Annotated in this window: 25 protein-coding genes and 2 tRNA genes; 15 read left to right on the forward strand and 12 right to left on the reverse strand. The window is 63.7% G+C overall.

From position 1 onward, the window contains the following. Positions 1–121: 121 nt before the first annotated feature. The 6 genes from AVO45_RS08450 to AVO45_RS08475 all read right to left on the reverse strand — a co-directional run bounded on the left by AVO45_RS08450 (position 122) and on the right by AVO45_RS08475 (position 4873). Positions 122–661: a tetratricopeptide repeat protein gene (locus AVO45_RS08450; RefSeq protein WP_068345887.1), complete on the reverse strand. Its 540-nt coding sequence runs from the start codon at positions 659–661 to the stop codon at positions 122–124. A gap of 72 nt (positions 662–733) precedes the next feature. Further along, the gene (locus AVO45_RS08455; protein WP_068345889.1) at positions 734–1525 is read right to left on the reverse strand and encodes an ABC transporter permease; all 792 of its coding nucleotides are present in this window, start codon (positions 1523–1525) and stop codon (positions 734–736) included. Next, a complete protein-coding gene (locus tag AVO45_RS08460) occupies positions 1522–2241 on the reverse strand; it encodes an ABC transporter ATP-binding protein (RefSeq protein WP_068345891.1) in 720 nt (239 codons plus the stop codon). Before AVO45_RS08460 ends, AVO45_RS08455 begins: the two co-directional genes overlap by 4 nt. Further along, positions 2238–2687: a hypothetical protein gene (locus AVO45_RS08465; protein ID WP_068345893.1), complete on the reverse strand. Its 450-nt coding sequence runs from the start codon at positions 2685–2687 to the stop codon at positions 2238–2240. The genes AVO45_RS08460 and AVO45_RS08465 overlap by 4 nt, the downstream gene beginning before the upstream one ends. Before the next feature lie 29 nt (positions 2688–2716). After that, complete coding sequence (locus AVO45_RS08470; protein WP_068345896.1) at positions 2717–3676, reverse strand: YVTN family beta-propeller repeat protein; 960 nt, start codon at positions 3674–3676, stop codon at positions 2717–2719. A gap of 21 nt (positions 3677–3697) precedes the next feature. Beyond that, the gene (locus tag AVO45_RS08475; protein ID WP_068345898.1) at positions 3698–4873 is read right to left on the reverse strand and encodes an ABC transporter substrate-binding protein; all 1176 of its coding nucleotides are present in this window, start codon (positions 4871–4873) and stop codon (positions 3698–3700) included. Between the two features lie 160 nt (positions 4874–5033). On the opposite strand from AVO45_RS08475, the gene pedF reads away from it, so the two are divergent. Then, positions 5034–5711, forward strand: a complete 678-nt coding sequence (gene pedF / locus AVO45_RS08480; RefSeq protein ID WP_068345900.1) for a cytochrome c-550 PedF — start codon at positions 5034–5036, stop codon at positions 5709–5711. A gap of 18 nt (positions 5712–5729) precedes the next feature. Next, complete coding sequence (locus tag AVO45_RS08485; RefSeq protein ID WP_068345902.1) at positions 5730–6632, forward strand: substrate-binding periplasmic protein; 903 nt, start codon at positions 5730–5732, stop codon at positions 6630–6632. Positions 6633–6668: 36 nt separating this feature from the next. Here AVO45_RS08485 and AVO45_RS08490 read toward each other — a convergent pair whose 3' ends face one another. After that, a complete protein-coding gene (locus AVO45_RS08490; protein ID WP_068345904.1) occupies positions 6669–8744 on the reverse strand; it encodes a 4Fe-4S binding protein in 2076 nt (691 codons plus the stop codon). Between the two features lie 139 nt (positions 8745–8883). Here AVO45_RS08490 and pqqA point away from each other — a divergent pair, with 139 nt between their 5' ends. From pqqA to AVO45_RS08540, 10 genes are all read left to right on the forward strand, one after another. Beyond that, positions 8884–8991 carry a pyrroloquinoline quinone precursor peptide PqqA gene (pqqA, locus tag AVO45_RS08495; protein ID WP_068345907.1) on the forward strand — a complete coding sequence of 36 codons (108 nt, stop codon included), beginning with the start codon at positions 8884–8886 and terminating at the stop codon, positions 8989–8991. A gap of 24 nt (positions 8992–9015) precedes the next feature. Further along, positions 9016–9903 carry a pyrroloquinoline quinone biosynthesis protein PqqB gene (gene pqqB / locus AVO45_RS08500; protein WP_068345908.1) on the forward strand — a complete coding sequence of 296 codons (888 nt, stop codon included), beginning with the start codon at positions 9016–9018 and terminating at the stop codon, positions 9901–9903. After that, on the forward strand, positions 9900–10643 hold the full coding sequence (gene pqqC, locus AVO45_RS08505) for a pyrroloquinoline-quinone synthase PqqC (RefSeq protein WP_068345910.1): 744 nt from the start codon (positions 9900–9902) through the stop codon (positions 10641–10643). Before pqqB ends, pqqC begins: the two co-directional genes overlap by 4 nt. Further along, positions 10640–10927 (forward strand): pyrroloquinoline quinone biosynthesis peptide chaperone PqqD, encoded by a 288-nt coding sequence (pqqD, locus tag AVO45_RS08510; protein ID WP_068345912.1) that lies wholly within the window; start codon positions 10640–10642, stop codon positions 10925–10927. The genes pqqC and pqqD overlap by 4 nt, the downstream gene beginning before the upstream one ends. Next, the gene (gene pqqE / locus AVO45_RS08515) at positions 10924–12036 is read left to right on the forward strand and encodes a pyrroloquinoline quinone biosynthesis protein PqqE (protein ID WP_082688726.1); all 1113 of its coding nucleotides are present in this window, start codon (positions 10924–10926) and stop codon (positions 12034–12036) included. The genes pqqD and pqqE overlap by 4 nt, the downstream gene beginning before the upstream one ends. Before the next feature lie 227 nt (positions 12037–12263). After that, the gene (locus tag AVO45_RS08520; RefSeq protein ID WP_338055965.1) at positions 12264–13061 is read left to right on the forward strand and encodes a DeoR/GlpR family DNA-binding transcription regulator; all 798 of its coding nucleotides are present in this window, start codon (positions 12264–12266) and stop codon (positions 13059–13061) included. 144 nt (positions 13062–13205) lie between these two features. Beyond that, entirely contained in the window at positions 13206–14903 is a 1698-nt protein-coding gene (locus AVO45_RS08525) for a Na/Pi cotransporter family protein (protein ID WP_068345916.1), read from the forward strand. A gap of 105 nt (positions 14904–15008) precedes the next feature. Next, entirely contained in the window at positions 15009–16361 is a 1353-nt protein-coding gene (locus tag AVO45_RS08530; RefSeq protein WP_068345918.1) for a glutamine synthetase family protein, read from the forward strand. Between the two features lie 33 nt (positions 16362–16394). Then, positions 16395–17540, forward strand: a complete 1146-nt coding sequence (locus tag AVO45_RS08535; RefSeq protein WP_068345920.1) for an iron-containing alcohol dehydrogenase — start codon at positions 16395–16397, stop codon at positions 17538–17540. A 168-nt stretch (positions 17541–17708) separates the two neighbouring features. Then, positions 17709–18833, forward strand: a complete 1125-nt coding sequence (locus AVO45_RS08540; RefSeq protein WP_068345922.1) for an extracellular solute-binding protein — start codon at positions 17709–17711, stop codon at positions 18831–18833. A 116-nt stretch (positions 18834–18949) separates the two neighbouring features. Here AVO45_RS08540 and AVO45_RS08545 read toward each other — a convergent pair whose 3' ends face one another. Continuing rightward, entirely contained in the window at positions 18950–19621 is a 672-nt protein-coding gene (locus AVO45_RS08545; RefSeq protein ID WP_068345924.1) for a TetR family transcriptional regulator C-terminal domain-containing protein, read from the reverse strand. A gap of 127 nt (positions 19622–19748) precedes the next feature. Here AVO45_RS08545 and AVO45_RS08550 point away from each other — a divergent pair, with 127 nt between their 5' ends. From AVO45_RS08550 to aguB, 3 genes are read left to right on the forward strand one after another with little or no spacing between them, the layout of a single operon-like run. Further along, positions 19749–21137: an aminotransferase gene (locus AVO45_RS08550; protein ID WP_068345926.1), complete on the forward strand. Its 1389-nt coding sequence runs from the start codon at positions 19749–19751 to the stop codon at positions 21135–21137. After that, positions 21134–22177, forward strand: coding sequence for an agmatine deiminase family protein (locus AVO45_RS08555; protein WP_068345934.1), 1044 nt, complete (start codon positions 21134–21136; stop codon positions 22175–22177). The genes AVO45_RS08550 and AVO45_RS08555 overlap by 4 nt, the downstream gene beginning before the upstream one ends. Beyond that, on the forward strand, positions 22170–23081 hold the full coding sequence (gene aguB, locus AVO45_RS08560; protein WP_068345935.1) for an N-carbamoylputrescine amidase: 912 nt from the start codon (positions 22170–22172) through the stop codon (positions 23079–23081). The genes AVO45_RS08555 and aguB overlap by 8 nt, the downstream gene beginning before the upstream one ends. Positions 23082–23120: 39 nt before the next feature. On the opposite strand, the gene AVO45_RS08565 is transcribed toward aguB, so the two are convergent. The 4 genes from AVO45_RS08565 to glpX form a co-directional block, all read right to left on the reverse strand. Continuing rightward, positions 23121–23195 (reverse strand) — tRNA-Glu (locus AVO45_RS08565). A 14-nt stretch (positions 23196–23209) separates the two neighbouring features. Next, positions 23210–23284: transfer RNA gene (locus AVO45_RS08570), tRNA-Glu, on the reverse strand. Between the two features lie 109 nt (positions 23285–23393). Next, positions 23394–25136, reverse strand: coding sequence for a single-stranded-DNA-specific exonuclease RecJ (gene recJ / locus AVO45_RS08575; protein ID WP_068345938.1), 1743 nt, complete (start codon positions 25134–25136; stop codon positions 23394–23396). Positions 25137–25247: 111 nt separating this feature from the next. Continuing rightward, positions 25248–26213 carry a class II fructose-bisphosphatase gene (glpX, locus tag AVO45_RS08580; RefSeq protein ID WP_068345940.1) on the reverse strand — a complete coding sequence of 322 codons (966 nt, stop codon included), beginning with the start codon at positions 26211–26213 and terminating at the stop codon, positions 25248–25250. Between the last annotated feature and the right edge of the window lie 23 nt (positions 26214–26236).

The following is a 26236-nucleotide window of genomic DNA, read 5'->3' on the forward strand; positions in this document are numbered from 1 at the left end:
CCGGTTTTCAGTTGGAAGGGAGTTTACGACAGAAGGACACGTGGTTCATTGAAATAATGAACAAAAACAACAGGTTCACCATAGACTTTAGTCGCATTCGGGGGCTGGAAACGCTGTTTTTCTAGAACAAAGGTGCATATTTCCAGTTGTCTGCATCCGGTGTCACCTCGTCCAGGTCGTAACCGGCCCTCTGCAGCCTGCGGGCGATTTTCAGCCCTTCGCGGGCGGCCTTGTCCACCAGGGCGCGGCCGCGGGCCTCGTCGCGGGCGACGCCGTGGCCGCGCATCAGGTCGAGCCCATAGTTGAACTTGCCCACCGGATCACCGGCTTCGGCGGCGCGCCGGTCCCATTCCGCGGCGGCCTCGGGGTTGTACTCGCCGCCAAGCCCGTTGTTGTCGAGCTGGCTCATCCAGGTCATCGCGCCGGTATATCCGGCCTCGGCGCAGGTCTCGAACACTTCGCGGGCCATTCCGTGCCGGCCGCTCTTGGTGATGAAATAGCCCGACGCGCAGGTGGTCATGTCGGTATGTCCGCGCCGGATGTTGTCCATCACCCGTCCCAGGGTCATTTCCTCGGGGTTCAGGGTTCCCAGTTCGGCCTGGTCTTCGGCCAGCGCCGGGGTGGCCGCCATCAGGGCCAGGATGGTGAGTTTGTGGAACATCGCGCGTCCTCCCGCCGGCAAGCATAGCATCCCTGGCCCGATCGTGCATCTCTGCGGTGGTCGTAGAAAGGGTCAGCTCTTGCGACGGATCATGCCGCGCGCCGGGTCATAGCCCCAGATCGCCAGCGCCAGCAGGACGAGGCCGGCCAGGCATGTCCACAGCAGTGCCGTTCCGTTGAACTGGGCATAGAGCGCGAACCGGATCAGCTCGACCGCGTGGGTGAAGGGGTTGAGGGCGCAGATGTCGTGCAGCAGTTCCGAGCTTTCGGCCATCTTCCACAGCGGATAGAGCGCGGTGGACAGGAAGAACATCGGGAAGATCACGAAGTTCATCACCCCCGCAAAGTTTTCGAGCTGCCGGATGGTCGAGGACAGCGCCAGCCCCAGCGCGCCGAGCATCAGGCCCGCAACCACCAGCGCCGGCAGGATCGCGACATAGCCGGCGGGGCTGAAACGGATGCCGTAGAGCGCGGTGATCGCGAGGAACGCATAGACCTGAAGGATGGAAATGGTGGTGCTGGCCAGCAGGCGGCACAGCAGCAGCCACCAGCGGGGCAGGGGGCTGGTCAAGAGCAGCCGCATTGAGCCCATCTCGCGGTCATAGACCAGCGACAGCGAGCTTTGCATGCCGTTGAACAGCAGGATCATCCCGCACAGCCCGGGCACGATGTAGACCTCGTATGTGGTGTAGGTCTGGTAGGGCGGCGTGATCGACAGGCCGAGTGCGGCGCGAAACCCGGCCGCAAAGACGATCAGCCACAAGAGCGGGCGCACCAGTGCCGCGACGAAGCGGCTGCGCTGGCCGATGAAGCGCAGGGCTTCGCGGGCGATGATCGCCCTGAGTGCGACGAGGGCGGCGATCATGCCGCCTCTCCGGTCAGGGACAGGAAGTGGGTGGCAAGCGGCGTGGCACCACGCAGGGCGCCGGCCTCTCCGTTTTCCAGCAACCGCCCGCGGTGCAGGATCAGCAGCTGGTCGCGGTCGCGGATCTCGTCCGTCAGGTGGGTGGCCCACAGCACCGTCAGGCCCCCGGTTTCGGACAGGTCGTGGACATGGTCGGTGATGGCCTGGCGGGTTGCGGCATCCAGGCCCACCGTGGGCTCATCCAGCAGCAGCACCCTGGGGTGGTGGCACAGGCTGCGGGCGATCTCGAGTCGGCGGCGGTGGCCGCCGTTGAGGGTGCGCACGAGTTCCGACGCCCGATCCCGCATCCCGAGCCGATCCAGCGCCTCGTCGATCCGGGCGCGGGCGGTGCGGCCGGACAGCCCGTGGAGCGCCGCGAAATAGTCGAGGTTGCGCCGAACCGTCAGGTCGAGGTCCAGCGTGGGCTGCTGGAACACCACGCCCATCTGCCTGAGCGCGGCGCGCGGTTCGCGGGCCATGTCATGCCCGGCGATCTCGATTGTGCCGTCCGGCGTGGTGAACAGCCGGGTGAGAAGGGCGAACAGGGTGGATTTCCCGGCCCCGTTCGGCCCCAACAGTGCGCAGAACCTGCCGGGGGCGACTTCGAAACTCACGTCGCTCAGGGCAGTTTTGGCCCCATAGGAAAAGCTCAGGTTCTGAACGCGCAGTCCGGTCACTCGATGACGATCTCAAGCCGCTGTGTTTCGCCGGTCGAGCCGGGCACCTTAAGGTAGTAGCTTCCCGGTTTCAGGGCAATGAAGCCGATCTCCATCTCGCCGGCCTCGTCAAACTCCACGCTGTCCAGACCCAGCGGGCGGATTTCCAGACCTTCGACGACGATCTCGTCGATCCAGATGGCACGGAAGAATTCGGGCCCGACCAGCGCCAGTTCCTGGCTGCCGTCGCCCTGAATCTCGAACTCGTAATAGGTTCCGGATTTCAGCCGCCACGGCGCCTCGGCCAGCGGCATTCCGGCCGAAAGGGTGATGGGCGGCAGGTCTTGCTTGTTTGAGGCTGACAGCAGACCGGCAAGGCCCATGCCCGGCTTGTCGTCGTCATCGTCTGCCAAGGCCAGAGTGGGCAGGGTCAGGGCCGCCACGAGGGCGAGGGCAGGTTTGAACATCGGGTCGTCTCCTGTTTCGTGTTTCCGGATCAGGGGCGCAGCGCCGCGCCCCAGGGGAAGCGGCCGACCTTGATCGACTTGATGGCTTCGCGCTTGGCGACGTCGATCACGGTGACATCGCCCGAAACGCCGTTGGTGGTGAAGAGCAGCGATTTGTCGGGGGAAAAGGCCATGTGCCAGACACGGCGGCCGACGAGGATGTAGTCCTCGACTTCCAAGGTTTCGGCATTGACCACGGCAACGTGGTTCGAGGGGCCGAGTGCGACGAAGGCGGTTTTTTCGTCGGTGGTGAATTCGAAGCCGACGGGCTGAACCCGGTCGGGATGCACGCCCTTGACCTCGAACTCGATCTTGCCCTTCTCGGTCTGCGTGGCGGTGTCAAAGACGGTGATGGTGCCGCCGATTTCCGAGCTGACCCACAGCTCGGACCCACCGGCGGTGAACTCGGCATGGCGGGGGCGTGCATCGACCAAGGTGTTGGCGAAGAGCTCGCGCGTTTCGGTGTCGATCCAATGGGCCATGTTGGTGGTCTCGGAGGTGGTGATGGCGATCTTGCCATCCGGGGAAACGGCCATGCCCTCGGGTTCGATGCCGACATTGATCTGGGCGATCACCTTGCGGGTTTCGGTATCGACCACCGTGGTGACGGCGTCATCTTCGTTGGCGATGTAGAGGTGGCGGTCGTTGGGATGCAGCACGAACTGCTCGGGATCTTCGCCCGACGGCAGGTCATGCAGGATTTCCCCGGTTTCCGGGTCCATCACCTGCACCGTGTCGCTGTCCGAGGCGCAGATATAGACGCGCGAGTGATCCTTGGAAAAGGTGATCCCGCGTGGGCGTTCTCCGGTGGGGATGGTGCGCACCACTTCCAGCGTTCCGATATCGATCACGCTGATCGTGTCGTCCTTTTCGTTGGTCACCCAGATTTCGGCAGCCAGCGCTGGGCCGGACAGGGAAAGCGCCGAGAGGAGGGGGATCAGACGGTGCATGAGATGTCTCCGTTGCATTGGTTACCGGAAGGCGGCGCAGGCGCTTTCCGGCGCGTCGAGGCCGAGCGTGTCCAGTTCCGTGCGCTGGTGCAGGTAGCCTTCCAGCGGCGCCTGGGCGACCAGCGCGCGCGGGGTGACGAGTGGAATGGGCTGGCGCAGCTGGCCGTTCCAGTTTCGATAGCTCAGCGGGCGGCCCTTGAACCCGGCCAGTTCGAACCCGTCCGACAGCATGAAGGCGCGCAGCGTGGCGGGGTCGGCGGAGGTGGTGCGGGTCACGGCCTCGCCGATGCTGCGCATCGCGGCCCAGGCGGCGTAGTCCCGCGGGCGCATCGCGCGGTTCGCGAGGTCCTGAAAGCGCGACTGCAGCTGCGCCGCGCCCCATTGCTCGACCACCGGAGCCCATGCGGTGGGCACCAGCCCCTCGGACCCGGCAACCGGGCGCGGATACCAGGTGTTGTAGGCGATGTAACGGCCGAAATCCTGCGCCTCATCGGCGATCAGCATAAGGTCGTATTTGCCGAGATCCTGCGTGAACAGCGGCACCTCCTGCGCGGCGTTGCGGCGCATGTCGGCATCAAAAGCCCATGTCTTTTCGGCAGCGATCTTCATGCCGAACTTGGCCGCGCTGTTGCGCAGCGCATCGGCAAAGGCCATGTCGTCCGGCCTGCTGCCGGCGATCAGCGTCAACGCGTCCCAGCGTTTCGTGCGGGCAAACTGCATCAGGGCATCACTGCGCATCTGGTATGACGGCAGGGTATGCAGCAGGTTGGCCCGGCAATCCTTGTCCCGCAGGGCGTTGTCGGCGCTGGATGCGTTGAACAGAAGCGCCGATTGCGCTTCGGGAAGGTCGGCGATCCGGGTCTGATCCGAGGCTGGCGCATCCAGGATCAGGAAGGGTGATTGCGCCAGCGCCGAACGCGCGGCCTCCAGAAGGTCTCCGCCGACCGGCACCGATATTGTATCCAACTCGTAGGTCTGCCCCAGAAAGGAGCCGGTCGTCATGTTGTCGGCCAGCCCAAGGCGCGCGCCCATCTCTCCCAGATCGTCGGGGATCGGATCGAGGTTGGAAAGGGTCGGGGGGCGGTCCACCTCTTGCCTGAGATACACCACAGGCACGTTGAGGTCGGCGAATGCCGCCTGAGCGGTCAGGGCCAACCCGGCGATGAACAGCCCGAGACGATGCACGTTTCCTCCCATGAATATGCATGTTTTTTCCAACCTAGTGGCCGGTTCGTGGCATCCGCCATTGGACCAAGGTAGTATGGCGAAAAGGAGGATTTCAAACTTAAGTCTCGTATGAACCAATAGGTGGGTTCCGGTAGATACTTGTCCAGACACTCACCACCGGGAGGACATTATGTTCAGATTGCCCCTGGCCTCGCTTGGCCTGATCGTTGCAACCTCGATGGCACACGCGCATGGCGACGTGGCCCCGCAGCCGATGAATACCGACGCGCTGCCGGATGTGGGTGAGGAATGGCTGATCGAGAACCCCTATCGCAACCAGGGCGAAGAGGTCTGGAAAGCGGCGATCGAGATCGGTGACAGCGGTTACAACCAGAACTGCGCGCGGTGTCATGGTCTGGGCGCGGTGTCGGGCGGTCTGGCGCCTGATCTGCGTTATCTCGAAGCGGAAGAATATGGCGACGAATGGTATGTCGAACGGTTCCGCAGCGGGTACACCCAGAACGGCATCACCAAGATGCCGGCATTCGGGGAGCTGCTGGGCCAGAAGGCCGCCTGGGCAATTCGCACTTATATCGAAACGCGCCCCGACGATGGTGAACTGGATGACGTGACACCGCGCCTGTTGCAGATCCGCGATGAACTGCAGGCAATGGCCGGAGGCGCCTCGGGCGATGCGGCGGCCCTGCAGGCCGAGCTTGCGCAGATCGCGGAAGGGGTGTCGACCGGTTCGGGCGCGCCAGTTGCCGACAGCGTCGCGTTTCGCGCGGCCAACCTGATTTCCGGCGACAACCCCGATTTCGAAGCCGCAGCCGAGGCGCTGACGATCGGCCTGTCGGCCGCCAACTGAGAATTTGATCGGAGGCACATGACCCAAACACTTCCCGGTCTGGTTCTGTCGCTGGCGATGCTCGGGGCATCGGCGCAACTTGCCACGGCCCGGTGCGAGGATCATGTGCCCCAGGCCAAGCCCCAGAACGTTTCACGCGATCAGGTTGGGCAGGATCTCGACACGATACAGGAGCGCGGCTTCATCACCTTTGCGGCCTACGAGGATTTTCCGCCCTGGTCCTATGAGGAGGGTGGGGAAATCAAGGGCGTGGATATCGAGATCGGTCGGCTCATTGCCGAGGAACTGGGCGTGGAACCCAGGTTCACCCTGGTCGCGGCGGGCGAGGAATTGCAGGCCGATCTGCGCAACTGGGTCTGGAGGGGGCCGGTGGTCGGTGGCAGCGTGGCCAACGTGATGCTGCATGTTCCCTATGACAGCGAGTTTGCCTGCCGGGTCGAACAGGTGGTTTTCACCGGCCAGTATCACGTCGAGGAAATCGCGATCGCCTATCGCGAAGACGCCTATCCCGACGATCCGCCGGTTCCGGCCTATTTCCGGTTCGACACGGTTGCGGTCGAGAATGACTCGATCGCGGATTTCTACCTGTCCGCCTTTCCCGGCGGGCAGCTGAGCGGCAACACGCATCGCTATCCCACCGCGAAAGCGGCGATGGAGGCGCTGGCCAGGGGCGAGACCAAGGCGGCGATGGGGCCGCTGGCGCAGCTCGAGGCGGGGCGCGTGGAGGGCATCTCGATACATACCCCTCCGCTGCCGGGCTTTGGCGTCAGCACATGGACAGCCGGTGTCGCCGTGCATTTCGCCTATCGTCCGCTGGCCTATGCGGTCGAAGACGCGATTTTCGCCGGCATCCAGGACGGGCGCATCGCGGAAATATTCGCCGTATACGGCTTGAGTTTCCGGCCGCCGGAACTGCGCTAGGAGACATTCACAAGGCTTGTGGCTCGAACAGGGGGCTTATTCCGCAGCCTGTTGCCTGGCGCCCCGGCGCGCCGCGAGGATGCGGGGCACGCAGCGGGTGTCATCGTTGTGGATGGACACGCAGTCCAGGCATCCGAAGCATTCCGAATAGTCTATCTCGCCGGTTTTCTTGATGGCATGATAGTTGCACTTCACCCGGCAGAGCTGGCACGGGCTGCCACATTCGACGCGCCGCGCGATCCACGAACGGCCGCGCAGAAGCCCCCCGATCGCCATCACCGCGCCCAGCGGGCAGACATAGCGGCAGAACCCCTTGAACAGGGTCAGCCCTGCAACCAGCCAGAACGCCGCGTAGGCCACGAAATACCATTCGCGGGCGAAATGGGTGGTGATGGCGGTCTTGAAGGGTTCGACCTCGGCGGCCTTGTCCACTTGGTCGGGCGAAACGAAGACGACCGCGACGAGACCGGCCAGGAGACCATATTTCAGCCATTTCAGCCGGGTGTCCCATTTCGGCGAGGGTTCGATCTGCGGCAGGCGCAGCCCCCGGCCGACATGGCTGGCGAATTCCTGCAAGGCTCCGAACGGGCACAGCCAACCGCAGAAATAACCTCGGCCCCAAAGAACGAAACCGAGAATGGCAAAGCCCCAGATCAGCAGAGAGAACGGGTCATAGACCAGAAAGGCAAAGCTACCGCCCTCGGCCGCGGTGCGGATCACGCCCAGCACCGTCACGATGGACAGTTGGCCCTGTCCCCACCAGCCGATGAAAACGGTCACGAAGGCAAGGATCAGCAGACGCAGCGGGGTGAAGGCGCGGCTGTCGGCCAGCGGGTTCTGGGCGAACAGCAGGCCGCCCGTCAGCCCCAGCAAGAAGATGGACAGCACGATCATGTCGCCCTGTCGCGCCCGCAGCGCCTCTTGCCATGGCGGCACGGGCTCCACCACGCCCGGCCGGGTAAAAAATCTCTCGTCGGTGGAGTGTTCTGCGCTGAGGGTGACCGAGCCGCTTTCGGGCTGGAACATGCCATGTTCGCGCACCGCCGCGACGTTCAGCACCCACGGTCGGGCCGGGTCGAACCCAAGCCGGCGATCGGTGCGCAGGATCATCGCCGTTCCCTGGTGCAACGCCTCCGGCAGGTCCGGCGACAGCTCGACGAACAGGTCACTGTCACGCAGGGCGACCGGCAGCCCGTCCTGCTCGGCCGACAGCCAGTCGGGCGAGGTGTTGCGCACGAAGTCGGGGCTGACAAGGCCGTGCCGGGCGGTTTCGATGACAAGGATCGGCTCGTCATCCGGCGAGATGGTCAGGAACTCCTGCAACTCGGCATAGCCGTCTTCCGACAGAACCGCACGCGCGATCGAGGGCGGGCCAAGGTCGGCGATCCACAGGTCGAGATAGGGCGCATCCGGGTTTTCCCTGGCCTCCGGGTCGTCGTCCTCCCAAAGGGTTCCGGCAAAGGCGGCATCGACTTCGGCGTTGCTGACCGTCTTGTGGGTGACAAGCCCCTGTTCCAGCAGATCCGACCATGACAGCGCCTCGTCATGCTCGGGGTTCGGATGGGCCGGCGGGCTGGTCGCGATTCCCTGCATCTTTTCGCGCGCCACCGCCAGGGCCGCGGCCATCACCGATTCGTGGGCGATGCGGACCGAGGCCGTGGCCTTGGAGACGCCGTCGAGATAGACCAGAGAACCGCCCGCGCTGCCGTCGCCATAGGGCGTGCCGACCACGATGGACGACGATATCGACAGGCCGGCATATTGCTCGAAAAACTTGTGGAAGGGGGCTTCGCCCAGGCCCGACACGAAGATCGGCTCGTTGTGTTCGATCAGCCGGACGTCGAGAAACTTGCCCTCGAGGTCGAGCACGACCAGCGCGTTGATCGGGGCACCGGAAAAGCCCGGCAGGGGCGCAAGCGGTTCGGTTTCAAAGACATAGCCGGCCTCGGCGCCACCAGAGTTCAGCAGGCTGTAGACACCCTTGTCGTTGAGAGGCTCTCCCAGCGAAAAGGGCGGCATGATAAGCTGGGCCAAGGCGTCGCGTTCCAGCGGCGCGGCCTGTGCCAGCGCGGCGAAGAGCCAGAAAACAACCATTGAAATGAGCGCGCGCATGGGGCGAGACTAAACGCCTGTGGCGTTTCGGTCCTATTCGACCTTGGTCGCAGCGTGACTCTACGACCAAAGACCTATTCGCACGAGGGGGGCGCGTTGTTAGACTGCCACCACCCAAACTAGCCAGCGGAGGATGAAAATGGCCTGGGCAGCACCGAAACTGAAGGAAGTGAACTGCGGCATGGAAATCAACATGTACGCACCGTCCGAGGACGAAGGCCGCGAGTACGAGCGCGACCTGTTCTGATCCGCGACTTGAGGGGTCGCGGCCATGCGATTTCTGGTTCTTGGCGCTGCGGCTGGTGGTGGACTGCCGCAGTGGAATTGTGGCTGTCCCAACTGCAGGGACGCGCGCAGCGGCAAGATCGCATCGGCGAGCCAGTCATCGCTGGCCGTGTCATTGGACGGGAACGCATGGGCCGTCCTGAACGCCTCTCCTGACATCAGGGCGCAGTTGACGGCCTGCCCGTCGATGCATCCAAGGGAACTGCGCGACACGCCGATTGCATCGGTTCTGTTGACGAACGGGGACATCGACCACATCGCGGGGTTGCTGTCGCTGCGCGAGCAGACGCCGTTCACTCTGATTGCGACGTCCGAGATACTTGGCGTTCTGTCTGAAAACCGGGTGTTCGATGCGGTGAGCGCCGAAATGGTGCCGCGCGAGCGCATCATGCTCGAGCGTGCTTTCCAACTGCTTCCGGGGCTCGAGGCCGAGGTTTTCCCGGTTCCGGGCAAGGTGCCGCTTTTCATGGAGGGCGAGGAGGTTCAGACCGATCTGGTCGGAGAGCAGACCGTCGGCGTGCGCCTGAGCGACGGGGACAAGGTGGCCTATTACATTCCCGGCTGTGCTGACGCGACGGACGACCTTCTGGCCACCCTGGCGGATGCGGACCAGATCTTTTTCGACGGCACGTTGTGGAGCGATGACGAGATGATCCGCTCGGGCACCGGGGTCAAGACCGGCAGGCGCATGGGGCATATCTCGATCAGCGGGCCGGATGGGTCGATTGCCCGGCTGGCCGGTCTCAAGGCGAACAAGACGTTCATTCACATAAACAACACCAACCCGGTCTGGCAGCCCGACAGCCCCGAGCGCGCGTATGTCCATGCGCATGGCTGGACGGTGGCCGCCGACGGAATGGAGATCGCGACATGAATGCGCACGACCCGAAGGCAGGATCGCTGGAACAGAGGCTGCGCGCGATCGGCGCCGAGCGGTATCACGACAAGCACCCCTTTCACGACATGCTGCACAACGGGCGCTGCACCCCGGACCAGGTGCGGGCCTGGGTGATCAACCGCTGGGCCTATCAGGCAGCCATCCCGATGAAGGATGCGGCCTTTCTGTCGCGTTGCGACGATCCGCAGATGCGGCGCGAATGGCGCAGCCGCATCGAAGACCATGATGGCGGAGTTGACGAGGGCGGCGGTATCCGGCGCTGGCTGAAACTGGCCGAGGCGGTGGGGCTGGATCCCGACTATGTGGCCAGCGGCCGCGGCGTTTTGCCGGCGACGCAATTCGCGGTGGACGCCTATGTGCGTTACGTCCGCGACATGCCGTTGTTGCAGGCGGTGGCCTCGTCGCTGACCGAGCTGTTTGCGCCTTCGATCCACGAACGCCGCATCGAGGGGATGCTGAAGCACTACGATTTCGCCAATACCGAAAGCCTGTCCTATTTCCGCAAGCGTCTGACCGAGGCGCCGAAGGACGTGAAATTCGGGCTGGCCTGGGTGTTGGAACATGCCGACACGCCCGAGAAGGAGGACGCGGCCTGCGAGGCGCTGATCTTCAAGACCAACGTGCTGTGGGCGCAACTGGATGCGCTGTGGGGCGCCTATGTCGAGCCGGGGCGCATTCCGCCGGGGGCGTGGCGACCGGGCGAGGGGATGGCATGAACCTTGTCCTTGCTCCAACCGATCGTCCCTATCTTCCGCGCGGCGTGCGCGTGGTCGAGGACAGGGTCAGGGGCGGCAGGGTGTTGCTGGCACCGGAAAAGGCCATCGCGCTGGATGCCATCGGGGACGCGATCCTCGGCCGGGTGACGGGGGCGGCCAGTTTCGCCGAGATCGTGGCCGATCTGGCAGCGACCTATGACGCGCCCGAGGCGCAGATTTCCGAGGATGTCCAACGCTTCATGGTCGGGCTGAGGGCGCGGATGTTTCTGGGGGTGAAGCCGTGACCGTCCCACCGCCCATCGCCATGCTGGCGGAACTGACCCACCGCTGCCCTCTGGCCTGCCCATACTGCTCGAACCCGACCGAGCTGCTGGGGCGGGCAGACGAACTGGAGACCGAGGTTTGGGCCGACCTGTTCCGGCAGGCCGCCGATCTGGGCGTCTTGCAGTTGCACCTGTCGGGGGGGGAGCCGGCCTCGCGCACGGATATCGTCGAACTGGTGCGGGCCGCGCGGGATGCCGGGCTTTACACCAACCTGATAACCAGCGGGATCGGGCTGACGCCGCGGCGTCTGGATGCGCTCGAAGCGGCGGGGATGGATCACATCCAGTTGTCGCTGCAGGGAACGAATGCCGGTCTGGCTGACTGGATCGGCGGCTACAAGGGCGGGTTCGACCGCAAGATGCAGGTGGCCGCCGAGATCAAGGAACGCGGGATTCCCCTGACACTGAACGCGGTGATGCACCGGCACAATCTGGATGACCTGGAGCAGACCATCGACTTGGCCGTGGAACTCGGTGCCCGGCGGCTCGAGGTTGCCTGCGTGCAGTTTCATGGCTGGGCGACACGCAACCGGGCGCAGCTGCTGCCGACCCGCGAGCAGACCGAGACCGCCAAGCGGATCGTGGCCGAGGCCGAAGCCCGGCTGCGTGGTATTCTGGCCTTCGATTTCGTGCCGCCGGACTACTACGCGGATTATCCCAAGGCCTGCATGGGCGGCTGGGGTTCGGCCGGGCTGAACGTGACGCCGAATGGAACCGTGCTGCCCTGCCACGCGGCCGAGAGCATTCCGCACCTGACCTTCGACAACGTCCGCGAACGCAGGCTGGCCGAGATCTGGTATGACAGCGCCGCGTTCAATGCATATCGCGGCACTGACTGGTTGCCCGAACCTTGTCAGAGTTGCGACCGCAAGGAAATCGACTTCGGCGGCTGCCGCTGTCAGGCGATGGCCTTGGTTGGAGACGCAGGAGTGACCGACCCGGTGTGCCGAAAATCGCCCCAACACTCGGTCGTGCAGGGCATTCTGGACTCCGTGGCGCCCGGCGATGCCCCAGAATTTCTGTTCAGAGGCAAGAAGCCGGCCGAAGCGCGCCGCAAGGAGCCGACCTGAAGAACCTGTGCGGGGCAGAGCATCCGACGGTGTTGTCCCGAACTCGGCGATGGTCTTCTCTCGTCGGAGCGCTGGCTGTCCGGTCTTTCGCGAAAGGCTCCGTCGAACGGCGAAAAAAAAGGTTCCAACTCCCGCGTGATCCGGTCGAGGCCACGCCTCTGGATCGCAAAAGCCCTTGATTTTTGACCGGAATATGCGCCTATTTGTGGGAGTATTTGGGAATTTCGGTGGAATTTGTGGAAAACCGGTCATCGCGCACGCATCGTGAGCTGGAACTTCTGGATGTCCTGCGCAGGCTGGGCGGGACCGCACGCAATTCGGATCTTGCAAAGGCGCTGGATGTTTCCGAGGAAACCGTTCGCCGGACCATCAAGGCGCTGTCGAAATCGGGTGCGGTCGAACGGGTGCATGGCGGGGCTTATCTGGCCGGCACGCAGAGCGGCCCCAGCTTTTTCAGGCGTATCTCGCAGCATTCAGAGCAAAAGCGTCTCATCGCGGGGTCGGTGGGTCGGAAGGTGCGGGACGGCATGTCGATATTTCTGGACGCGGGATCGACCACCGCGTTCGTCGCCGAAGAGTTGCGGCAACACGGCAACCTGACGGTCGTGACCAACTCGATCGGGGTCGCGCAGATATTGGCGGGCGTCAACGGCAACCGGGTGCATCTGTTGGGCGGCGAAATGCAGGGCGACGAACGTGGAACCTTTGGCCATGTCGCCCACCGGCAGGCGCAGCGATATGTTTTCGATCTTGCGATTCTGAGCACTGACGCGATTTCGGCCCGCAGGGGGTTTCTGTATCTGAGCGAGGCAGAGGCGGACCTCGCGTCGGTTGTGGTGGAAAGTGCCGATCGGGTGCTGGTTGCAGCAGTGCATTTCAAGTTCGGAGAGACCGCGCCATATCACGGGCCGGATCCCCGGCGGGTTCATGATCTGGTTACTGACAGGAAACCCAAGGGTGCATTGGCGGATTCTCTCAAGAAATGGGGGATCAAGACAAATCTGGCGACTGGGGAGGAACGCTGAGATGCCCACGACTGATTGCCCCGTCCCTGCGTCCGGCCGTCCGCGGCTTGTGACGATGATATTGCCGGGACGCGAGGGGGAGGGACTCGTCAGCGCCATGGCGTCTCGGCAGACAGGTGTCGGTTCCTGTGCGAGGGTGGTGGCATGGTGATCATCAGCTTTCTTGTCAGCCTGGCCGGGGCGACCATGTTGCTGCTTTATGCCGTGCGCATGGTGCGCACCGGGATCGAGCGGAGCTATGGCGCATCGTTCCAAAGGGTGATGACCGGGCAGCGCAGCCATGCGCGGGCATCGGCGGTCGGTGTCGCCATGGCGATCGTGCTGCAAAGCTCGGCCGCGGTGGCTCTGCTGACGTCGGGTTTCGCCGCCAGCGGGATGCTGGGCTTCCCGACCGGTCTGGCAATCGTCCTGGGAGGCGATCTGGGATCGGCCCTGATCATTCAGATCCTGTCCTTCAGGCTGGACTGGCTGGTCCCGGTGCTGCTTGCCGTGGGCGGCTATCTGTTCGTCAAGACAGATGCAAAGAAGACCCGGCAGCTTGGCCGCATTCTGATGGGGGTGGCGTTCATCCTCATCTCGCTGCGTTTTCTGCGCGAAGCGATGGACCCGATCCGCGACAGCGCATTTCTGCCGGCGATAGCGGACTATCTGGCGCGGGACTATGTGACCGCCTTTCTGGTGGGCGGCGCGCTTGCCTTCGTGATGCACTCTTCGGTCGCAGCGATCCTGATGTGCGTGACGCTGGTTCAGATCGGGGCAATCCCGTTTGCCGCCGGGTTGTCTCTGGTGCTGGGGGCCAATTGCGGGTCTGCATTCATCCCGGTCTGGCTGACGCGAGGGATGGATGTGTCCGCGCGGCGCATTCCCTATGCCAACCTGGCATTGCGTGGCGCCTGGGCGGTGATCGTTCTGTTTGCCGCGAACGCGGCGTTGACCTCGGGGTGGTTGGGCGACCTCCAAGGGGGGCAGATGCTGGTCAACGCGCATCTTGCGTTCAATGCGTCCCTGCTGATCCTTGCGCTTCCGTTCTGTGGCCGGCTGCAGGCCCCGTTCGAACGGCTCTTGCCGGATGCGGCAGGAGAGGCGGCGGCCCGGCCCGACCGCCCGGCGAGCGCTCTGGATGCGCGCAATATCGGAAGCCCCAGCCAGGCGTTGTCGAGCCTCAAGCGTGAGCTGCTCAGGATGAGCGATCTGGTCGAGAGCATGTTCCGCCCGTCGCTGGAGCTGTATCGAAGCGGCGACAAGGCTCAGATCAGGGCGGTGCAGGCCATGGATGAGGACGTGAATTCCTGTCTGGCCGGCGTAAGGGAGTTCGTTGCCGCCATCCCGACCGAGGAGTTCGGCAAGGAAAACTGCCGGATCGCACGCGACATGATGGAATACGCCATTCGTCTGGAGACGGCAGGCGACGTCGTGGCCAAGCGGCTGACGGTTCTGGCCCAAGAGATGCGCAGGAAGGGTTTGTCGTTCTCCAGGGAAGGTTGGGCAGAGCTGGTCCAAATGCATGAAAGCATTCTGGCCAATATGAGGCTGGCCGCGAATGTGCTGATTTCCGACGACCTGGAGAGCGCGCGCCTTTTGAGCCTGGAAAAGACCGAGATCAAGCGGGCCGAGCGGGACAGCCGCAAGCGGCATCTCAAGCGGCTGCAACGTGGCTCTGCGGAAAGCCTGGAGACGAGCGATATCCACTTGGAAACGCTGCGCGCCTTCCGCGAGTTCAACAGCCATATTGCCTCTGTGGCCTATCCCATCCTTTATCGGAATGGCCAGTTGCTTGAGACCAGGCTGATCGAGGATCTGCCGGAAATGCGCGACCGCCATGAAGAGGAGGCGAGGCATTGAGCCTTTCGCAACGGGCAGCAGAGGTGGAAACGGCGCCAAGGTCAGACGCAGGTTTGCGATGCCGCGAACGGTGTCGGGAACAGGGAGGGAAAAATCGTGAGTGCAGTGCTGAGTTTCGAGCAGCTCAAGAAACAGGTGGCCGCAGGCGAGGTGGACACGGTCCTGGTTTGCCTCGTGGACATGCAGGGGCGTCTGATGGGCAAGCGGTTCCACGCCGGTCATTTCGTGGCGGAGGCATGGAACGAAACCCATTGCTGCAACTACCTGTTGGCGACCGATCTGGAGATGGGCACGCCGGACGGGTTCGCCGCGACCAGTTGGGAACGCGGTTATGGCGACTACGTGATGAAACCCGATCTCGAAACGCTGCGTCCGGTTCCCTGGCTGGATGGCACGGTGATGGTGCTGTGCGATGTGTTGGACCACCACACCCACCAGGAAGTTCCGCACTCGCCCCGCGCCATCCTGAAGAAGCAGGTCGCCCGGCTTGCGGCGATGGGTTTTGAGGCGATGGTCGCGACCGAGCTGGAATTCTTCCTGTTCGAAAAGAGCTTCGACCAGATTCGCGGGGAAGGGTTCCGTGATCTGACGCCGATCTCGGGCTACAATCAGGACTATCACATCCTGCAGACCACCAAGGAAGAACATGTGATGCGCCCGGTGCGCAACCATCTGTGGAATGCGGGGATTCCGGTGGAAAACACCAAGGGCGAGGCCGAGACCGGGCAGGAAGAGCTGAACATCAGATATGCTCCGGCGCTGGACACGGCGGATTTTCACACCATCGCGAAGAACGCCATCAAGGAGATCGCGTGGCAGAACGGGCACGCGGTGACCTTTCTTTCCAAGTGGCATCACGACAAGGTCGGCAGTTCCTGCCACGTCCATCAGTCACTGTGGAAAGATGGCGCGCCCGCTTTCCACGACGCACGGGACGATCTGGGCATGTCGGCGCTGATGAAAAGCTATGTCGCGGGGCTGTTGAAATATGCCGCCGACTATACCTGTTTCCTGGCGCCCTACATCAACAGCTACAAGCGGTTCATGAAAGGCACTTTCGCGCCGACGCGGGTCGTCTGGTCGGTGGACAACCGCACCGCGGGCTTCCGTCTGTGTGGCGAGGGGACCAGTGCGGTGCGGATCGAATGCCGCATACCCGGATCGGACATGAACCCCTATCTGGCCACCGCCGCCATGCTGGCCGCCGGGATCGCCGGAATCGAAGAGGCGCTGGAGTTGCCGCCCCCCGCCACCGGCGATGTCTATCGGGGCGAGACAGGGCAAATTCCGGGCACGCTGAAAGACGCGCGGGACGCGCTCCACGGCTCGGAGATGCTGCGCACGGCCTTGGGTGACGGCGTGGTTGACCACTATGTTCGCGCCGCCGAGGTCGAGATCGAGGAGTTCGAGCGCATTGTCACCGATTGGGAAATCGCCCGTGGATTCGAGCGGGCCTGATCCGGCGTCATCCGTCAGTCGAGAGGTTGAAACATGAGTTTGGTTGGAAACTGGTCTTACCCGACCGCGATCAAGTTTGGCGCGGGCCGGGTCAGGGAATTGCCCGAGGCCTGCGCGGCAGCAGGGATCAAGCGACCGTTGCTGGTGACCGACCGCGGCCTGGCCGGCCTGCCGATAACGGCGCAGGCATTGGAAATCATGGAGGCTGCCGGGCTGGGCCGGGGGGTGTTCAGCGACGTGGACCCCAACCCGAACGAAACGAACCTCGAAGCCGGCGTGGCCGCCTACAAGGCGGGCGATCATGACGGGGTGATCGCCTTTGGCGGCGGCTCGGGGCTGGATCTGGGCAAGATGGTCGCTTTCATGGCCGGGCAGACACGGCCGGTCTGGGATTTCGAGGATATCGGCGACTGGTGGACCCGCGCGGACGCCGACGCCATCGCGCCGATCGTCGCCGTGCCGACGACGGCCGGAACCGGCTCGGAAGTGGGGCGCGCCAGCGTCATCACCAATTCGGAAACCCACGCCAAGAAGATCATCTTTCACCCCAAGGTACTGCCGGCCGTGGTGATCTGCGACCCCGAACTGACCGTGGGCATGCCGAAATTCATCACCGCCGGTACCGGCCTGGATGCCTTTGCGCATTGCGTCGAGGCCTTTTCCAGCCCGCATTACCACCCGATGAGCCAGGGCATCGCGTTGGAGGGAATGCGGCTGGTCAAGGAGTATCTGCCGCGTGCCTATGCGGACGGCTCCGATATCGAGGCCCGCGCCCAGATGATGAGCGCGGCAATGATGGGGGCCACCGCGTTCCAGAAGGGGTTGGGCGCCATCCATGCCATGAGCCATCCGATCGGCGCGGTGTTCAACACCCATCACGGCACGACCAATGCCGTCTGCATGCCCGCGGTTCTGGAGTTCAACGCCCCCGCGATCGCCGACCGGCTCGAAGCTGCCGCAGCCTATCTGGGCATTTCGGGCGGGTTCGACGGGTTCCGGGCCTTCGTGCAGGAGTTCAACGATTCCCTTGGGATTCCGCGCAAGCTGTCCGATCTGGGCGTGACCAAGGAGGCAATCCCCGAACTGGTCAAAGGCGCAATCGTCGATCCGTCCTGCGGTGGAAATCCGATCGAACTGACCGAGGACAACCTGGCCGGCCTTTTCGAGGCCGCGCTCTGACCGGCGCCGGATTTGCGGGCCGCGCTGCATTGCTCCACCGCGCAAACCGGTCTCGCGAAACTGGAGCCGCAATTCTTCAAAACTGCCGCTTCAGGAGAACCAACCTCGCCGCAAGGCTTCACCTCCAGGAGCAAAAGAGCGTACACTTGGCCCATCCGGGAGAAGAAAATGTCTGAAAAACCAGTGCTTGACAGGCGTTCTGTGCTCAAGGGCGCGGGGGCTGCCGTTCTGGCGTCGCCGCTGTATTCGCGCGGCGCTCTGGCATCATCGGGAGAGATCAACATTCTGATGTGGTCCGATTACCTGCCGTCTTCGTTCATTCAAGCCTTCGAAAGCGAAACCGGCATCAAGGTGAACCACACCGGAGTCGGCTCGAACGAAGATATCATCGACACGATGAAGGCTGCCAAGGGGCAGGGCTTTGACATCGTGTCGCCGACCCACATGCGGTCCCAGCAGTGGGAGCAGTTGGAACTGTTGCAGCCCTTTGACATGGACCGGGTGCCGGTCGACAGGGTCAACCCGGCCATGGTCAAGATCGGGACCGACGCCTGGAATTTCGGTCGCAACGGTACCCACTGGCTGCCCCACATCTGGGGCACCGAGGGCATCGCCTATCGCACCGACCTGTGGCTGCCTGCCGGCGATGCCCCGTCCTACGGAGATGTCTGGTCCGAAGAGAATGCAGGAAAGACCATGGGGCGCGCGCATTCGATGATGCTGGCGGCCGGCCTGTACATGGAAGCCTCGGGCGAGATGGAACCGGGCTCGATCTGGGCCGCTTACGATGACGAGGAAACCATGCGCAAGGTCTGGGGGCAGGTGGCCGACTGGTGCATCGCGCGCAAGGATCGCATCAAGCTGATCTGGAACGACGCCGACACCCAGAAGAACGGTCTGCTGAACCAGGGCATCGTCGTCGGGCAGACCTGGGACGGACCACCGCTGGCGCTGAAATCGGCGGGCGAGCCGGTGCATTACCAAGCCCCGGTCGAAGGGGCGCTGGCCTGGGTCGACGGCATGGCCATCCCGGTCGGCGCCGAGAATATCGACCAGATCTACGCCTTCATCGATTTCGCGTTCCGCGCCGAGCCCGCGGGCAAGGCGAGCGCCGAGCATGGCTACAACTCGGCCGTTCTGGGCGCCGAGGACCATTCCGGCGACCTGTTCAGAAAGAACTTTGCCGAAGCCTATCCGGGCGACTCGCTGGCCAACCTCAATCCTTGGCCGGCCGAGCCGCCCTGGTACGCAGAGGCTCGCACGGAGTTCGTCAACAGGTTCATGAGCGCCTGACTGCAGCCTGATCGTGCCTCTGCGCCATCGCAGCGGCCGTTGGACCCCGCTTCGTCGCGCCGGTCCTGATCCCGGTGTGGTTCAGGGTATCCCGACGCAGGTCTTTTGGGGCAAGATCAATTGGCCTTTGTCGGGTCAGGGCCGGCGAGGGACGCCGAATGCCCGGGGAAAAGGCACTGCGCGACTTTCAGGCAGGTTGCCAGAGCCTCTTCCCTGTCGAAACTGTCGGGGTTGAGATGGAAATCGGTCCACATCCCTTCGAGTATCGCGGTCAGGGCGCTGGTGGCCACATTCGCATCGACGCAGGCGCTGCCATCCGTGTCGGCCAGCGCGCGGCAACATTGCAGCAGCGACTCGCGAAACTCTGATTCGCGGGTGTCGATGAAGGGGCGGTATTCGGGGTGTGATTTGCTCTCGGCCCGGAATGCGAACCAGATCGCCATGTTCCTGGCGTTCAGAACCTCGGGGGCGAAATCTGCGGCGATGATCGACTTCAGGCGGGCTGCCGGATCGCTGTCCGTGCTGCGGGCTGCGTTGCGCCAGTTTTCGGTGTAGTCCCGCGCCAGTCTCTCGGCGACAGCCTGCAACAGGTTTTCCTTTGACTGGAAGTGCAGGTTGATCATGCCCCGGGAAAGGCCTGAAATCTCTTGAATTTTATTGATGGTCGCACCGCGCACGCCATAGCGGAAAACTGCTTCGGCGGCGGCCTCCAGCAGCTTTTTGCGGTGGCGTTCCTTACTGATCTCGCGCGCCTTGGGTTGCTCGTCCGAGGGTATTGACCGGTTCATGGTTCAGCCTGCGTTCCTGTGCTGCATCTGTCGCATGAAAGGCGGGGTGAAACAACCTTGACTGTGAATGAACGTTTATACATTTTGTGATTATCTGAAATAATTCCAGGTTGGAGCGGGTGTCGAGATGCAGAGGCGGGATGCGGGTTTTCAGTCGGTCCGGGAATGGGACAATGCCAATTTCCTTCATCCCTGGGAGGGAATGGAAACGCTCGGTCAGAACGACCGCACGTTCACCGAGAGCGGCGAGGGGATCTATGTCACGACCGAAACCGGCAGGCGTCTGATCGACGGCCCCGGTGGGATGTGGTGCGTGCAACTTGGATACGGCAATGCCGAGATCGCGGACGCGATGGCACGGCAGGCGCGCGAGATGGCCTATTTCTCGCCCTTCAACAATGCCTCTTCGGTCAGCGCGCGGTTGGCGCATGAAATCGCGCAGCGCAGTCCGGGCGACCTCAACCACGTCTTTTTCACGACGGGCGGTTCGACCGCGGTGGACTCGGCCCTTAGGTTCGTCCACTTTCGCAACAACGTCCTTGGCCGCCCCGAAAAGAAGATCGTGATCTCGCGGCACAAGGCCTATCACGGATCGACCTATCTTGCGGCCAGCGTGAGCGGCAAGGAGCGCGACAAGAGCTGGCTGGATCAGGCACCCGGCCTCGCGCATTTCCTGCCGGATGTGAATCCCTATCGCCGGCCTGCGGGCATGAGCATCGATGCCTTTCTCGACGAAAAGGTGGCCGATCTTGAAAACGCGATCCGGGCAATCGGGGCGGACAAGGTCGCGGCCTTCATCGCCGAGCCGATCCTGGCCTCGGGCGGCGTGATCGTTCCGCCGAAGGGGTATCACAGACGTTGCCTCGAGGTCTGCAGAAAGCATGACGTGCTCTATATTTCCGACGAGGTCGTCACCGGCTTTGGCCGGCTCGGGCACTGGTTCGCGTCAGAGGAGGTGTTCGACATCGTCCCCGATATCATTACCTGCGCCAAGGGGATGACCTCGGGATACGTTCCGATGGGGGCCTGTATCATCTCTGATCGCCTGATTGCCGATGTCGCCGGCGGGAACGCGAAAGGGGCGACATTCTCGAACGGCTACACTTATTCCGGACACCCGGTCAGTGCCGCAGCCGCGCTCAAGACCATCGAGATCATCGAGCGAGAGGGCATTTTGGAACATGTTCGCAAGGTGACGCCGCTGTTTCAGGAACGGATGCACGCCATGCGCAGCCTGCCGATCGTCGGGGATACCCGGGGCATGGGCTTGGTGGGCTGCATCGAATGCGTCACGGAGACGGCCGGCACCGACCCGCTTGCAACGGACAGGGCGCTTGGGGCGCTGATCGACACGCGATGCCAGGAACTGGGGCTGATCCTGCGCCCGATCATCAACATGTGTGTCTTTTCGCCGCCGCTGGTGATCTCGGAAAGCGAGATCGAGCAGATGTTTGACATCATGGAGCAGGGTATACGACTGGCCGCCGACGATTTCGCGCGCGAGGGGGCGGCATGAAACCCGGGGAAAAGGCAAATGCGGCCGGTTTCCGGATGATCGCGGAATGGCGTCCGCATGCCGCCTGCTGGATCGCCTGGCCGAAATCCGAACCGACCTTCGGGGATACGCTCGGCGAGGCGCGCAGGGAGTGCGCGGATGTCGTGCGTGCGATTGCTCGGTTCGAGCCGGTTTGCCTGCTCCATGATCCGGACAGCCATGACGGGATCGAAGTGCTGCGCGAAGTGGACGGGGTCGAACTGATCGCCTGCCCGCTCGACGACAGCTGGTTGCGGGACAGCGGGCCGACCTTCGTCAGCAGGCCCGACGGTGCAATCGCCGGGATAGATTGGACTTTCGATGGCTGGGGGGGCCTCTATCCCCACGAGCGCGACGACAATGTGGCCCGTTTCATCATCGAACGGGCGGGTGCCGCCCGGTTCCGCAGCGAGATGGTGTTCGAGGGCGGGGCGCTCAGCGTGGACGACTGCGGCACCGTCCTGATAACGCAACAGTGCTTTGAGCACCGCACCCGAAATGGCGGACCGGACAGGGCCGAGTTCGAAGCGGAACTGGCGCAACAACTCGGGGCGCGCAAGGTGATCTGGCTGAAGCGGTCGCTCGAGGGAGACAGCACCAACGGCCATGTCGATGTCGTGGCCGCCTTTTCCGCACCGGGCGAGGTCGTCGTTCAGACCAGCGATGACCCGTCTGATCCGGACTACGGGAACCTGCTGGAAAACAAGGCTATTCTCGAATCCGAAACAGACGCGGACGGACGGCCCCTGAGGGTTTGCACGGTGACGTCCCCTCCGGTTCGTCGCAAACCCGACGGCGCGCGCCGGATGATGTCGTACATCAACTTCTACATTGCCAATGGCGGCGTTGTGGTGCCGCAATACGGGTTTGACGACGCTGACGCTGCCGCCCTTGCCCGGCTCAGAGGGGCCTTCCCCGATCGCGAGGTCGTCGGCGTGTTGACCCCACGAATTGCCGACGCCGGGGGCAACATCCACTGCATAACCCAGCAGCAACCGCTACCGGAGACACCCGATGCGTAACGTGACACTTGCCGCGACCCAGATGAGCTGCGGTTCGGACCGGGAGGAAAACATCGCCAAGGCCGAAGCGATGGTCCGCAGCGCCGCCGATGCGGGCGCCAATGTCATACTTTTGCAAGAGCTGTTCGAAACACCGTATTTCTGCATCGAGCAGAGCCACAAGTATTTTGCCCTGGCGACGGAAGCCTCGCAGAACCCTGCCGTGCAGAGGTTTTCGACCCTTGCGAAAGAGCTTGGCGTGGTGCTGCCGGTGTCGTTCTTCGAAAAGGCGGGGCAGACCTGTTTCAATTCCCTGGCAATGATCGACGCTGATGGGACCGTCCTGGGCATCTATCGCAAGAGTCATATCCCCAATGATGTCGGCTATCAGGAAAAGCAGTTCTTCTCGCCCGGCGATACCGGTTTCAAGGTGTGGGATACGGCCTTTGGACGCATCGGCGCCGGTATTTGCTGGGATCAGTGGTTTCCCGAGGCCGCACGCTGCATGGTCCTGCGTGGAGCCGAGATCCTTCTTTATCCGACGGCAATCGGATCCGAGCCCACAAAGCCCGGAGCGAACTGCATACCGCATTGGCAGACCGTGATGCAGGGCCATGCCGGGGCCAACCTGGTGCCGCTGGTGGCCAGCAATCGGGTGGGCCGGGAATTTTCCACCGAAAACCCTGCACTGCAGCTGGACTTTTTCGGGTCGTCTTTCATCGCCGATCAGTTCGGGCAGAAGGTCGCCGAGGCTGGGGTGGAAGACGGCCAAGTTCTGACGGCTACGTTCGATCTGGACGAGGTTGCCGAGACCCTTCGTTACTGGGGGGTGTTCCGCGACCGGCGACCGGATCTCTACGGCGCGATCATGTCGCTCGACGGAACAGAGGTTTCCGGCCTTCGGCAATCCAGCCGCAAGGCATAGCTGTCGTTGCGACCTTGCCCGGATGTCAGGGGGGGGGAATGGCAGCCCGTAGGGGAATCGAACCCCTCTTTCCAGGTTGAAAACCTGGCGTCCTAACCGATAGACGAACGGGCCACGACAAGCACAAGTGGCAGCCCGTAGGGGAATCGAACCCCTCTTTCCAGGTTGAAAACCTGGCGTCCTAACCGATAGACGAACGGGCCACGCTGGCTTGTGGAGGGCCTTTTACGGATTACCTCGATGCCCCGCAAGACGAAAAATGAGGGGATGAGCAACTTTTTTTCGTCCCGGCGAACCGCTTGAATTTGGCGGTCAACGGGCCTCTGCCGCGTCCTCGATCCGCAACTGAACGCTCTGGCGCCCGCCCCAGGAATTGACCTCCAGCCGGCCCGCAAAATGGAACCGCGCGCCGCCGTGATTGGCCAGGCGTTCGCCCATGGGTCCGTCAAAGGCGCCAAAGGCGATGGCGTCCACTCCGCCGCTCATCCCGTCGGAGAGTGACAGTTTCAGATGGCTCTCGCCGACCCGTTTGGCAAAGCGGACCTGCAGGTCGGGCAGGGCATAGCGCGGGGCGGGGGCCCCGGCACCGAACGGGCCTGCCAGTTCGATCTGCTCCACCAGCTCGACGGTCGCGGCGCCCGGCATCAGGGTTCCGTCCAGTTTCAGGTCGGCCGGTCCCCCCTGACCCGCCCCCTGTCTGGCCAGCAGTTCCGTGAGCCGTTCCATCGCCTGTTCCAACTGGTCCCGCATCACGGTCAGGCCGGCAGCCATCTTGTGGCCGCCGCCCTTCACCAGCAGCCCTTCGGTCGCCAGCCGCTGGATCGAGGCCCCAAGATCGACGCCCGAAACCGACCGGCCCGAGCCCTTGCCCTCGTCACCGTCGAAACCGATGACGATGGCGGGGCGGTTCGTGGCCTCCTTGAGGCGCGAGGCGACGATTCCCACGACGCCGGGATGCCAGCCCTCTCCGGCGGCCCAGACCAGCGGCCCCTCAAGCCCGCGCGCCTCGGCCTGCTCCAACGCTGCGGCGCGCACGGTGTTCTCGATCTCGCGCCGTTCACTGTTCAACGCATCCAGGCGCTGCGACAGGGCCTCGGCCTCGGTTCTGGAGTCCGTTGCCAGCAGGCGCGCCCCTAGGTCGGCCTGTCCGATGCGTCCGCCCGCATTGACGCGCGGCCCCAACAGAAAACCAAGGTGGTACGTGTTGGGCGGCGCATCCATGCGCGCGACATCCGACAGCGCGACCAGGCCGGGGCGTTGCCGCTGTGCCATCACCTTGAGTCCCTGCCGCACCAGCGCCCGGTTGGCCCCGATCAGCGGCGCCACGTCGGCCACGGTGGCCAGCGCCACCAGGTCGAGCAGACCCATCAGGTCCGGCCCCCTGGCTCCGGCCTCACGCAACTGACGCCCGGCCTCGACCAGCATCAGGAACACCACGCCGGCGGCGCAGAGATAGCCCAGATCGCCACTTTCATCCTGCCGGTTGGGGTTCACCACCGCCACGCAGTCCGGCAGTGTCTCGCCGCCCAGGTGGTGGTCCAGCACGATCACGTCGGCCCCTTCGGCTGCGGCGATCGGCTCGTGGCTCAGCGTGCCGCAGTCGACGCAGATGATCAGATCGTGATCCGCCGCCAGTTTTCGCATCGCCGGAACGTTTGGCCCGTAACCTTCGTCGATCCGGTCCGGCACATAGAGCGTCGCACTCAGCCCCATCTGCCGCAGCCAATCCAGCAACAACGCCGCCGAACTGCCACCATCCACATCATAGTCGGCGAAGATCGCAATCTTCTGCCGTCCCCGGACCGCCTCCAGAAACCGCGCGGCCGCCGTCTCCATGTCCTTCAGGCTCCGCGGGTCGGGCAGCAATTCCTTGAGTTTCGGATCGAGAAACCCCCGCGCTTCGATCAAGGGCACGCCCCGCCGTGCCAGCACCTGACATACGGCGCGAGGCAGATCCGTCTGCTGCGCCATCATCTCCGAGGCGCGTTCCACCTCGATGGAAGGCCCGACCCAGCGCCGCCCCGTCAGCGACCGTTCAACCCCAAGAAAGCTCAATATCCTGCCTCATGCGTCAAGGCCGGACCCAATCCGGACCCGGCCTCTTCATCTTTTCACAAATACTCCCGCCGGAGGCTGCGGCGCAAGCCGCATTCCGGCGCCACCGGGTCACACAGGCGTGCGATAGGTCATCCGGCGCACCGATCCGGTCTTGGACCGCATCAGCAGCGTGGTGGTCTCGACCCAGCCCGGCTCACGCTTGATGCGCGGCAGAAGCGACCCGCCGGTCACGCCGGTCGCGGCAAAGATCACGTCCGCCGTCACCATCTCGTCGCGCGAATAGACGCGGTCCAGATCGGTGATGCCCGCCTTGGCGGCGCGGCCACGCTCGTCGTCGTTGCGGAACAACAGACGGCCATAGATCTGCCCGCCCATGCATTTCAGAGCCGCAGCGGCCAGAACGCCCTCGGGGGCGCCACCCTGGCCCATATACATGTCGATGCCGGTCACCTCGCTTTCGGCGCAATGCATGACGCCGGCCACGTCGCCATCGGTGATCAGGCGGATCGCCGCACCAGTCTCGCGCACCTCGGCGATCATCGCCTCATGGCGCGGACGCTCCAGAATGCACACGGTGATGTCTTCGGTCGAGCAGCCCTTGGCCTTGGCCAGCGCCTCGACACGCTCGCGCGGGCTCATGTCCAGTGACACCACGCCCTGCGGCAGGCCCGGGCCAACCGCCAGCTTGTTCATGTAGACATCCGGCGCGTGCAGCATCGAGCCGCGCGGCCCCATGGCAATCACGGTCAGTGCGTTGGGCATGTCCTTGGCGGTCAGCGTCGTGCCTTCCAGCGGGTCCAGCGCGATGTCCACGCCGGGGCCGTTGCCGGTGCCGACCTCTTCGCCGATATACAGCATCGGCGCCTCGTCGCGTTCGCCTTCGCCGATCACCACGACGCCTGCAATGTCCAGCAGGTTGAGCTGTTCGCGCATGGCGTTCACAGCAGCCTGATCGGCCGCTTTTTCATCGCCGCGCCCCACCAGCGAGGCCGAGGCCAAAGCGGCCTGTTCCGCCACGCGTGCCAGTCCCAGCGACAGCATGCGGTCGTTGAAGTCGATCTTGGCTGCGTTCATTTTCCGATTATCCCTTGGTCAAG

The sequence above is a fragment of the Ruegeria marisrubri genome, from assembly GCF_001507595.1.
In the GTDB taxonomy this organism is placed as follows: domain Bacteria; phylum Pseudomonadota; class Alphaproteobacteria; order Rhodobacterales; family Rhodobacteraceae; genus Ruegeria; species Ruegeria marisrubri.

Bases quoted from the DNA above. Each gene is read 5' to 3' on its own strand.
- AVO45_RS08545 (WP_068345924.1), bottom strand. From the start codon at position 19,621: ATGAACCGGTCAATACCCTCGGACGAGCAACCCAAGGCGCGCGAGATC.
- AVO45_RS08550 (WP_068345926.1), top strand. From the start codon at position 19,749: ATGCAGAGGCGGGATGCGGGTTTTCAGTCGGTCCGGGAATGGGACAAT.
- AVO45_RS08490 (WP_068345904.1), bottom strand. From the start codon at position 8,744: ATGCGCGCGCTCATTTCAATGGTTGTTTTCTGGCTCTTCGCCGCGCTG.
- AVO45_RS08450 (WP_068345887.1), bottom strand. From the start codon at position 661: ATGTTCCACAAACTCACCATCCTGGCCCTGATGGCGGCCACCCCGGCG.
- AVO45_RS08540 (WP_068345922.1), top strand. From the start codon at position 17,709: ATGTCTGAAAAACCAGTGCTTGACAGGCGTTCTGTGCTCAAGGGCGCG.
- pqqC (WP_068345910.1), top strand. From the start codon at position 9,900: ATGAATGCGCACGACCCGAAGGCAGGATCGCTGGAACAGAGGCTGCGC.
- pqqB (WP_068345908.1), top strand. From the start codon at position 9,016: ATGCGATTTCTGGTTCTTGGCGCTGCGGCTGGTGGTGGACTGCCGCAG.
- pqqD (WP_068345912.1), top strand. From the start codon at position 10,640: ATGAACCTTGTCCTTGCTCCAACCGATCGTCCCTATCTTCCGCGCGGC.
- pedF (WP_068345900.1), top strand. From the start codon at position 5,034: ATGTTCAGATTGCCCCTGGCCTCGCTTGGCCTGATCGTTGCAACCTCG.
- AVO45_RS08535 (WP_068345920.1), top strand. From the start codon at position 16,395: ATGAGTTTGGTTGGAAACTGGTCTTACCCGACCGCGATCAAGTTTGGC.
- AVO45_RS08475 (WP_068345898.1), bottom strand. From the start codon at position 4,873: ATGGGAGGAAACGTGCATCGTCTCGGGCTGTTCATCGCCGGGTTGGCC.
- AVO45_RS08465 (WP_068345893.1), bottom strand. From the start codon at position 2,687: ATGTTCAAACCTGCCCTCGCCCTCGTGGCGGCCCTGACCCTGCCCACT.
- AVO45_RS08455 (WP_068345889.1), bottom strand. From the start codon at position 1,525: ATGATCGCCGCCCTCGTCGCACTCAGGGCGATCATCGCCCGCGAAGCC.
- glpX (WP_068345940.1), bottom strand. From the start codon at position 26,213: ATGAACGCAGCCAAGATCGACTTCAACGACCGCATGCTGTCGCTGGGA.
- pqqA (WP_068345907.1), top strand. From the start codon at position 8,884: ATGGCCTGGGCAGCACCGAAACTGAAGGAAGTGAACTGCGGCATGGAA.
- AVO45_RS08555 (WP_068345934.1), top strand. From the start codon at position 21,134: ATGAAACCCGGGGAAAAGGCAAATGCGGCCGGTTTCCGGATGATCGCG.
- AVO45_RS08525 (WP_068345916.1), top strand. From the start codon at position 13,206: ATGGTGATCATCAGCTTTCTTGTCAGCCTGGCCGGGGCGACCATGTTG.
- aguB (WP_068345935.1), top strand. From the start codon at position 22,170: ATGCGTAACGTGACACTTGCCGCGACCCAGATGAGCTGCGGTTCGGAC.
- AVO45_RS08485 (WP_068345902.1), top strand. From the start codon at position 5,730: ATGACCCAAACACTTCCCGGTCTGGTTCTGTCGCTGGCGATGCTCGGG.
- AVO45_RS08470 (WP_068345896.1), bottom strand. From the start codon at position 3,676: ATGCACCGTCTGATCCCCCTCCTCTCGGCGCTTTCCCTGTCCGGCCCA.